The organism is Paenibacillus sp. 10L310 (genome assembly GCF_056395745.1).
This window is the reverse complement of sequence record NZ_JBFTKC010000042.1, coordinates 1-2,079: the sequence shown is the minus strand read 5'-3', so window position 1 is coordinate 2,079 and position 2,079 is coordinate 1. Positions and strand designations below refer to the sequence as shown.

Annotated in this window: 2 protein-coding genes and 1 pseudogene; 1 reads left to right on the top strand and 2 read right to left on the bottom strand. The window is 42.4% G+C overall.

All coding sequences use genetic code 11. From position 1 onward, the window contains the following. Positions 1-113 precede the first annotated feature (113 nt). Positions 114-281 carry an IS3 family transposase gene (locus AC1DE7_RS31555; protein WP_477535888.1) on the bottom strand — a complete coding sequence of 56 codons (168 nt, stop codon included), beginning with the start codon at positions 279-281 and terminating at the stop codon, positions 114-116. Positions 282-329: 48 nt separating this feature from the next. Continuing rightward, positions 330-797: a DDE-type integrase/transposase/recombinase gene (locus tag AC1DE7_RS31550; protein ID WP_477535887.1), complete on the bottom strand. Its 468-nt coding sequence runs from the start codon at positions 795-797 to the stop codon at positions 330-332. Between the two features lie 986 nt (positions 798-1,783). Here AC1DE7_RS31550 and AC1DE7_RS31545 point away from each other — a divergent pair. Beyond that, positions 1,784-2,079: pseudogene (locus tag AC1DE7_RS31545) on the top strand (lysozyme inhibitor LprI family protein); the annotation flags it as partial.

The window sequence follows — 2,079 nt, the reverse complement described above, 5'->3', positions numbered from 1 at the left end:
TAATCTCAAGCGAATCATTACACTCATGAAAGACTCAAAGTAAAAGGATAGAGAAAAGGCTATATTCCGCTCCATTGTGAACGAAATATAGCCTTTTTGATTTAAAATAGATCTTAACAAATTAGAATCGTAAGTTTTTCAGTGGCCTCGTATTCACCAGGAGTCATCTTTTTTAATGTCCATTGGAACCATTCGGTATTGTAATAAGTGATGTATTCGTTGACACGAACTCGCAGCTCTTGTAAGGACGAGCAATCCCTGAACTCTAATTCATCCTTCATATGCCCGAAGAACGTCTCCATCGAAGCATTATCCCAACAGTTTCCTTTTCATGACATTGATTGTTTAAATCCAGCTTTAGCGATCATGGAACGAACTTCAGGATGTGTGTAATGGAATCCCTGATCCGAGTGAAAGAGAGTATCCGGATGAACTTCCCCAACTAAACGGTTAAGCAATCGCTTCAGTGTTCGTTGAATAAGAGATAATTCCAAAGAAGAGGACAAGTAGTGAGCTAAGATTTCTTTTGTTGCACCATCTTTTACACAGGACAAATAAGCCCGCTGGCCATTTCCATAATGCATATAAGTAATGTCGGTTAGTAATACCATTTCGGGCTCTCCCCGGTCAAACCGTCTTTTCAGGAGATTCGGGCAGGTGCGGTGTTCTTGCGTCGCTTTAGCCATTTTGCGATAGGGATTCGCTTGACGAATCACAGCAACGAGTGTGAATTTCCGCATCAAACGGCGAATTTTCTTGTGATTCATAATGATACCATGAAGCCGTTCTAACCTCATTTTGATGACCAGCGCGCCAGCCTTCCCTCTAAGTGCATCAAAGTGCACCTTCAGAAGTAAAAGTCTCGTTTATCGTCAGCCTCTCGAAGCTGGCGGTGTTCTTCCGCCGAACACCAGCGATAATATCCGATTGTACTTGCCTCAGCAAGCTTACAAAGATAGCGAATCACGCGTCTCAGTCCATGTTTTACGAACAACCTGATTGATGAGCTGAAAGCGCTCGGAAAACGATAGTAATTCATTGTTGTTTTTGTGCCTTTCGAGCGCTTCTAGCTTTTTTAAGAGTTCATTCTCGGCTTCCAAAAGCTTGATACCTGCCTCGGCAAGACGGAGTTTTTCCTCAGCTGATAGCTCACGACTAACCGGTCTTCCTGAGCTTCCCTTCCCCTACGTTCTTCCAGCAGCCCAGCTTCACTTGAAGAAGCATATGTTTCCCTCCAACGCTCCAGACATCTTTTTGACGTTTCCTGTCCGATCAGTTCAACGTTAAATCCTTCTTTAACAAAGATTTGCATGGGTGTATGCCCCGCTTGATTGGCCTGTACAGCCGCAATCTTAAAGGCAGAGGAATACGTGATATTCTTCTCTTATACGCGAAGAACGGATGGATTCGACTCCAGTACCTTGATCTCTTTCTCTGTATAAACCCGTCTGATTTTCTTCATAATCTACATCCCCACAAACTTTTATAATCTGATTAAAACACAAAAGACCCGCAAGAGGACACTTTTTTCAAAGTGTCTATCTTACGGGTCACAGTTCACTTTGAGGGCATAGGTTGAGGGAGTTTGTGAGACATAGTCTAAGATCATATCCGTGCTTCGGAGCCTAAAGCTCCTCGGTCCGCCGAAGGAGAATGGCAGGGAAGTGTATTCAGCGGACACATCCGTACCGACTAACCGCATCGCAGCTGCTTCCATTGGTCGCTTATGTCGGTGGGACGTTGTCGATACAGTAACGTTATGCGCCATTATAGGAGATAATTTATGAAAGGTAAGATACTCTTATTATTATTTATTACGATAGTGTTTTCATCTTGCCAAAATAGTAGTCAATTGACTACCTTGAACAGCGAAACTAAATCAAAAGAAATAACTGAAGGTCGATCAGATGCTTCTAACAATGAAGTGTTATCCATGAGCATTGGGAACTATGAATTGAAAGGAGAATTTTATGATGAAATGCTTCGAAATCCTATAGATCATGATTATGAAGTGGAATTTGATGAGGCTCAAAATTCAAAAGAGATTATTACAACAATGGGATGGGGGGCGTTGGAAAG